Genomic DNA, 7,518 nt, shown 5'->3' with positions numbered 1-7,518 from the left:
GAAAGTGATTCATTTTTAGCTCAAGGGGGAATTTGTGTTTTAAGAGATGAAAATGATTTCGATAGTTTTTTTGAAGATACTTTAAGGGCGGGACACTATAAAAATAAAAAAGAATCTGTTGAAATAATGATAAATTCTTCTAGGAAAACAATAGATGAACTTATAAAATTTGGGGTAGATTTTGAAAATAAAGATGGAGAACTACTTTATACTCGTGAGGGGGCACATTCAAAACCTCGTATTTTATATCATGAAGATGTTACAGGAAAAGAGATAACACAAAAATTATTAGCTCAAGTTAAAAAAAGAAAAAATATAGAAATTTTAGAATATACAACAATGGTTGATATTATAACTAAAGAAAATAAGTGTATCGGGGTAGTTATAAAAAAAGATGAAGAGATAACTCCAGTTTTTGCAGAAAATATTGTATTGGCAACTGGTGGAATAGGTGGAATATATGAAAATTCTACAAATTTTCCTCATCTTACAGGGGATTCATTGGCAATTTGTAAAAATCACGGGGTAAAATTAAAAGATATTAGCTATATCCAAATACACCCAACTTCTCTATATAGTAAAAAACCTGGAAGAAAATTTTTAGTTTCTGAATCAGTGAGAGGGGAAGGGGCTCTCTTATATGATAAAAATTTTGAGAGATTTACAGATGAATTAATACCAAGAGATAAATTGACTGAAAAAATTAATGCTCAAATGAAAAAAGATAATACTAACTTTGTTTGGTTAGATATGAGAGAGATAATCAAAAAAGGTATAGATATAGAAAAAAGATTTCCAAATATTATAAAAAAATGTAGGGAAGAGGGATACGAGCCAACAAAAGAATGTATCCCAGTAGTGCCAGCACAACATTACTTTATGGGGGGAATAGATGTTGATTCAAATAGCCAAACATCTATGAAAAATTTATATGCAGTTGGTGAGACAAGTTGTAATGGAGTTCATGGAGCAAATCGTTTAGCAAGTAACTCTTTATTAGAAAGTTTAGTTTTTGCAAAAAGAGTAGCTGATCATATAAATTCTAAAAATGAAAAAAATGAGATGGCAGTAGAAGAGATAGATTTAGAAAAATACAAAAACTTAACTAAACTTTTCCAAGATTATAAAAATCTAATTTTTAAAGAAATAGAAGAGGATAAAATTCGTAAGGGGGAAGAAAATGAATAATATTACCACAAAATTAAATATGGATAATCTTATTTTAATGGCTTTAAGAGAAGATATTTCCAGTGAAGATATAACTACAAACTCTGTTATAAGAAAAGAAACAAGGGGAACTGTTAAATTAATTTGTAAACAAGATGGGATTATAGCAGGGTTAGATGTGTTTCAAAGAACTTTTGAATTATTGGATGAGAAAACAGTTGTAAAAAAATATTTTAAAGACGGGGATCAAGTAAAAAAAGGTGATCATCTTGCAGATGTTGAAGGAGATATAAGAGTACTTTTATCTGGTGAGAGAGTAGCTCTTAATTATTTACAAAGAATGAGTGGGATTGCAACATACACTAAAAATGTGGTAAAATTATTGGAAGGAAGTAAAATAAAATTATTAGACACAAGAAAAACTACTCCAAATATGCGTATCTTTGAAAAATATTCAGTAAAAGTAGGTGGTGGACAAAATCACCGTTACAATCTTTCTGATGGAATTTTATTAAAAGACAATCATATTGACGCAGCAGGAAGTGTAAAAAAAGCTATTGAAATGGCAAAAGAATATGCTCCATTTGTAAGAAAAATAGAGGTTGAAGTAGAAAATTTAGATATGGTAAGAGAGGCTGTTGAAGCAGGAGCAGATATTATTATGCTTGATAATATGACTCCAGAAATGATGAAAGAGGCTGTGAAAATAATTGATGGAAGAGCAAAAACTGAATGTTCTGGAAATATTACCAAGGAAAATATAAAAAAAGTTATAGATACAGGAGTAGACTATATATCTAGTGGGGCTTTGACTCATTCAGCTCCTATCTTAGATGTTTCTTTAAAAAATCTTCGTGTCTTGTAATAAGAGGAGAAAAAAATGACAGGAAAAGAGAGACGGGAAGAGATATTAAAAACAATAAAAGGTGTAAAAATACCTATTTCAGGAACAGAGTTAGCTAAAAAATATAATGTCAGTCGTCAGGTAATTGTACAAGATATAGCACTTCTTAGAGCAGAAAATTATAGAATATACTCTACAACAAGAGGTTATCTTTTACAAGATGCTTTTTCTACAAAAAGAGTTTTTGAAGTTTATCATACAGATGAAGAGATAGATGATGAGTTAAAAACTATTGTTGATTTAGGTGGAACTGTTGTTGATGTTTTTATAGAGCATCAAGTTTATGGAAGTCTAAAAGTAGAATTAAATATCAACTCGAGAAGAAAGATAGATGAATTTGTTGAAAGATTGAAAAAGGGAGAGGCAAATCCATTAAAAAATCTTACTTATGGAAAACATTTTCATACAATAGAGGCTGACAGTGAAGAAACTTTAAGTTTGATAGAAAAAGAGTTAAGAGAAAAAGGATATTTAAAATAAAAGAAGGGTTGTATTTCAACCCTTCTTTGTATTATTTAAAATGTATAAGAAAAACCAGCTTTTATATATTCAGAATCTCTATGTCCAAACTCTTTACCAAATTCAGCATTAAGAGAAACATTTTTAAGTTCGAAAGAAGCTCCAATATTAATATTAGTTTGAGAATTTTCTATATTATCATTATCTAGATAATAATGTCCAAATTCTTTAAAAGTAATATTTTGATTTTTATTCATATGTCCAAATTCATAACCATATTTAATAGCGGAATATATTTCAGCGGATTTAAATATTTTACCAGCTTTTATTTCAAGAGCAGGGATGAAAGAAGTATAATCTTGACTATCTAAATTAAGATTATATCCCTTAGCTCCACTTTCTGAGAAAGAATCATATTTTCCATATGAAAGATCAAAATTTAAAGATGGTTTTAAATATAATGAATCTCCAAATTTTTGAGATATTTCAGTTGTTAAACCTAAGATATATGAATTAAAATCTCCTTTAGCTATATTATTTGCTACATTTCTTTCTATTTTATGGAAATTATATTCTCCAAAAATTCCCATTCTTAAATCAAAAGAATTAAGTTTTAGATCTTTATATATACCAGTATGGATAGATTGGATGCTACCTTCAGAGTTATTATCAAAATCAAGATTACTATATCCATAACCAAGAACTCCATATAAAGATTCAGAAAGTTTTGATGTTCCAATTATTCCAGACATTTTACTATTGTATCCTAGAATATTATTTTTTGATTCAATATCGTTATAGTTTCCAATAAAATTAAAATTAAATGAATAATTATTTAGTGTGTCTATAATAGAATTATCATAAGATTTAAAGATGTCTTTAATATCAAAAATTTGTCTAGAAATATTAGAATATTCTTCACCAGAAATTTCTTTAAATTTCTTTACTATATTCTCTTTAGTATTTGTACTAGCAAAAACATCATTTAAAACATTTTTAGCTTCATCAGAAAGTGTATCTCTGAATTCTTTATTATCTATACTTTTATCAAAAAGAGAAGCTAGATGATCATATTTTTTAGAAGTAAAATCAGAAATGCTATTTTCATTTTTTGTAAGTTTAGCATCTAAATTACCAGAATTATTTTTTTCTGTATGAGCATCATATAATAAAGAATTAGAATTTATTTTAGAATTTTCACTTAAATTAATATTTTTTGATTCTATGATATTTTCTAAAATATAAGTATCTTTAAAATCATTACTTGCAATAGTGGAGTCTAAAGTAATATTACCATCTAAATTAATATTTTCTCCAGAAATTTTACCATAATTACCATCTTTAGTAGTTCCAATAATATAATTACTTTCAGAAGAAATAGTGATATTTCCATTAGTATTAATAGTACCAAAGTTTTTTATAGTTCCACCATTAATAGCTTGCATTGCAAAATTATTTTTTTCTTCATCTGTTAAATTGTGAGATTTATCAATATTGATAATACCTTCATTGGAAATAACACCAGCATCAGCTAACATTCCACCAGAAGCAGAAGCTCCAATATTAATAGTACCTTTATTTATTGCATTAGAATTTCCACCTCTAGCAACCATACCATATGAATCTTTACCATCAACAGAAATAGTACCATTTTTTTCATTGATAATAGTTCCACCATTTTCAACAAACATTCCATAATTTTTATAACCGATCATATTGATATTTCCATTATTAATAGCAATGTTACTTGAATTAGAGTTTAAATTTTCGATATACATTCCATAATTTTTATCTCCATTCATTTCAATGTTACCATTATTAGTAAGAACTATATTTGAACCTCTAGAAGCATAAATACCATTACTATTATTTCCTTTAATAAAGATAGTACCATCTTTTTCATTAGTAGCTTTAGAATTGTCAGAAAGAGCTCCTAATCCAACAGAGAAAGAATCAGATTTTTTAGAAGAAGTAATATTAATTTTACCATTATTATGGATAGAACTATCTTTATTAGCAGTCATACCAACATTATTTTCTCCAATTAAAGCAATATCACCATTATTATAAATAGTTCCCCCATTTGTAGCAGTCATACCAATATTATTTTCTCCAGTTAAAGTAATATTACCATTATTATAAATAGTTCCCCTATTTTCAGCAGTCATACCAACATTATTTTTTCCAATTAAAGTAATATTACCATTATTATTAGCACTTGTTTTTAATTTATTTAATACATTTTCTTTATTATTTTCTCCATTAGGATTGCCTGGATTCGATTCACTGAGTATAGCCACTGCATTATTTCCTTTAATATAAATATCACCATTATTATTAGCATTTCCGCTATTAGAAATATATAGACCAATCCCTTCATTACCAATAATAGATATTTTTTTATGATTTTCGATAGTTCCATTGTAAGCATAAATCCCTACAGATTTATTTCCAGACATAGCAATATTACCATTATTAATAGCAGAAGCAGTTCCATCATTAGTACCTAAATAAATCCCAGTAGCATGTTGTACTCCATTAGGGTTATTTTCTATATTATTAGAAATAATTTCTATACTACCATTGTTTATTAATTTATTATTGGAAATACTGTTATTCTCACTAGAAGATTTCATACCAGTAGCTATTAATCCTGAAATTTTAATAGTACCAGAATTATTTAAATTATTATTTTCACCATGAGAATATAAACCAGTAGAATTATTTCCGTCTAATTGAATATTTCCTTTATTGATTAAATTAGAATTAGAAACATGAGATTCGATTCCAATATTCGATTCTCCTTTAAGAACTATATTTCCAGTAGATTCATTTATAAGAGAAATTTCTTTTAATTTAATATTGTCATCAAGTCCAGCATATAATCCAGAAGAAAAGTTACTCTCAATAGAAATATTACCACTATTAGTAGCATCACCATTTTCAGAGAAAATACCACGATTATAAAGATCACCATTAATAGAGATTTTGCCATTATTAGTAGCACTACCTTCAAAAATTTCTATTCCATTTCCTCCATTTGTTAAACGAATTTCTCCATCATTGATTACTGTTGAAGAAAAACCATTAAGTCCAGAAGCTGAGTCATTTGATAAAATTATTTTACCAGTTTTACTATTAATAACAGTACCACCATTATATGCAAACATACCTTGAAGTTCATGACCTTCTCCAGAAATAGTACCATTATTTGTCGCAATACTTCCTTTTTCTCCAGCAACCATACCAATAGGAACTTTGTAGTTTTCCTTGTCTGGTTCTGAAGTATAAATATCATTTTTAATATTAATATTTCCATCATTAACAGCTATTCCTTCTCTAGTGTACATACCAATAGCAGAGCCATTAATACTAATATTTCCTTTGTTTATAATAGTTGAATCTTTTCCAAGACCAACCATACCATAAGCAAAATTTTCTATATATTTTTCATTAAATTTATCATTAGCATCCCAATCATCTTTTTCTATATTTTTAACAACAGTAATATTACCATTATTAATCCCAGTAATTTTTCCATTGATACTGATAACTTTAATACCAGTTTGATTTTTTCCAGTTAAAGTAATATCTTTGTTATTTGTAACAGAAAATTCAATATTTTTTCCTTTTAATAAAGTATTAGCTGTTCCTTGTAAAGCTGTAGTTTTTTCTCCGCTAAGTTCAATTGTAGCTTTATTGTCAATAATGGAATTTAATGCAGAAATAGCAGGTTTATTTGAAATATTATCATTACTAATATTTCCATTAATTATAATATTTTGATTCTTAATATCTCCTTGTCCAATAACATCTTCGATAGGTTTATTAGTAGGTTTTTCAATAGGATTTTCAGGATTAATAGGTGGAACAGGAGTATTATTATTTCCTGATGAACTACCTCCTCCTCCGCCACCACCACAAGCAGTCAAAGAAAATGCAATGGTACCAGTTATTAAAAACTTAGTGATAAAACTTTGATTAATTGTAGCTTTTCTTTTTAGAAATCTTTTTAAGCTTTTTTCGATTTCGGTTATCATAAATTTTCCTCCTTAAGTGTTAGATTAAATCTATTTTAACACAAAAAAAAATAATTTCAATTTAATATTTTGATAATTATAAAATTCTTGAAATAGTCCTTTATAAAAAATACTTTATTTGGTATAATTATTATAGATAATCAAAAATAATCTAAATATAATTTTTTATAAGAAGAGAGGGAAAAATGAAATTATCTGTTGCAATGATTACTCTTAATGAAGAGAGAATTCTTGAAAAAACTTTAAAATCTTTAAAAGATATAGCTGATGAAATTATTATTGTAGACAGTGGCTCTACTGATAAAACAAAAGAGATAGCTTTAAAGTATGGAGCTAAATTTTTTCAAGAGAAGTGGAAAGGGTATGGACTTCAAAGAAATTCATCGATAGACAAATGTACAAATGAATGGATTTTAAATATTGATGCTGATGAAGAAATATCAGAAGAGTTATCAAGAAAGATAAAAGAAATAAAAGAGAGTGAAACAGATAAAGAGGTATTTGAAATAAATTTTTCTTCAGTATGCTTTGGGAAAAAATTAAAACATGGTGGTTGGAGTAATCAATACCATATAAGATTATTTAAAAAAGATACAGGTAGATTTAATACCAATGAGGTACACGAAGAGTTTTTAACAGAAAAAAAAGTATATAGATTAAAAGAGGAGATATACCATCATAGTTATATTTCTCTTGAAGAATATTTTACAAAGTTTAATAGATATACAACCGAGGGTGCAAAAGAATATTATCAAAGAGGAAAAAAAGCCTCAAACTTTCAAATAATTTTTAATCCTATTTTTAAATTTATAAGGATGTATATAATAAGATTGGGATTTTTAGATGGAATAGAGGGACTTATGATAGCAAGTACAAGTGCTTTATATTCAATGGTAAAATATTTTAAATTAAGAGAGATGTATAAGAATGGTTCTTATAAAAAATAAA

At 27.0% G+C, this 7,518-nt stretch carries 5 protein-coding genes; 4 read left to right on the top strand and 1 reads right to left on the bottom strand.

Features of this window, described 5'->3' with window-relative positions:
- The 3 genes from Q1J48_RS02795 to Q1J48_RS02785 form a co-directional block, all read left to right on the top strand.
- The coding region (locus Q1J48_RS02795) for an L-aspartate oxidase (RefSeq protein WP_300361047.1) at positions 1-1,188 on the top strand (1,188 nt) is incomplete at its 5' end.
- Positions 1,181-2,032, top strand: a complete 852-nt coding sequence (gene nadC, locus Q1J48_RS02790; protein WP_300344702.1) for a carboxylating nicotinate-nucleotide diphosphorylase — start codon at positions 1,181-1,183, stop codon at positions 2,030-2,032. The genes Q1J48_RS02795 and nadC, both read left to right, overlap by 8 nt.
- A 15-nt stretch (positions 2,033-2,047) precedes the next feature.
- Positions 2,048-2,551, top strand: coding sequence for a transcription repressor NadR (locus Q1J48_RS02785; RefSeq protein WP_300361044.1), 504 nt, complete (start codon positions 2,048-2,050; stop codon positions 2,549-2,551).
- A gap of 35 nt (positions 2,552-2,586) precedes the next feature.
- On the opposite strand, the gene Q1J48_RS02780 is transcribed toward Q1J48_RS02785, so the two are convergent.
- Positions 2,587-6,570, bottom strand: a complete 3,984-nt coding sequence (locus Q1J48_RS02780; protein WP_300361041.1) for an autotransporter family protein — start codon at positions 6,568-6,570, stop codon at positions 2,587-2,589.
- Positions 6,571-6,755: 185 nt separating this feature from the next.
- On the opposite strand from Q1J48_RS02780, the gene Q1J48_RS02775 reads away from it, so the two are divergent.
- Complete coding sequence (locus tag Q1J48_RS02775; RefSeq protein ID WP_300361038.1) at positions 6,756-7,517, top strand: glycosyltransferase family 2 protein; 762 nt, start codon at positions 6,756-6,758, stop codon at positions 7,515-7,517.
- Position 7,518: the final 1 nt, after the last annotated feature.

It is taken from the genome of Fusobacterium sp., from assembly GCF_029258315.1.
Classification (GTDB): Bacteria; Fusobacteriota; Fusobacteriia; order Fusobacteriales; family Fusobacteriaceae; genus Fusobacterium_B.
The sequence above is the reverse complement of the archived record's forward strand: the minus strand, read 5'-3'. Positions and strand labels throughout refer to the sequence as shown.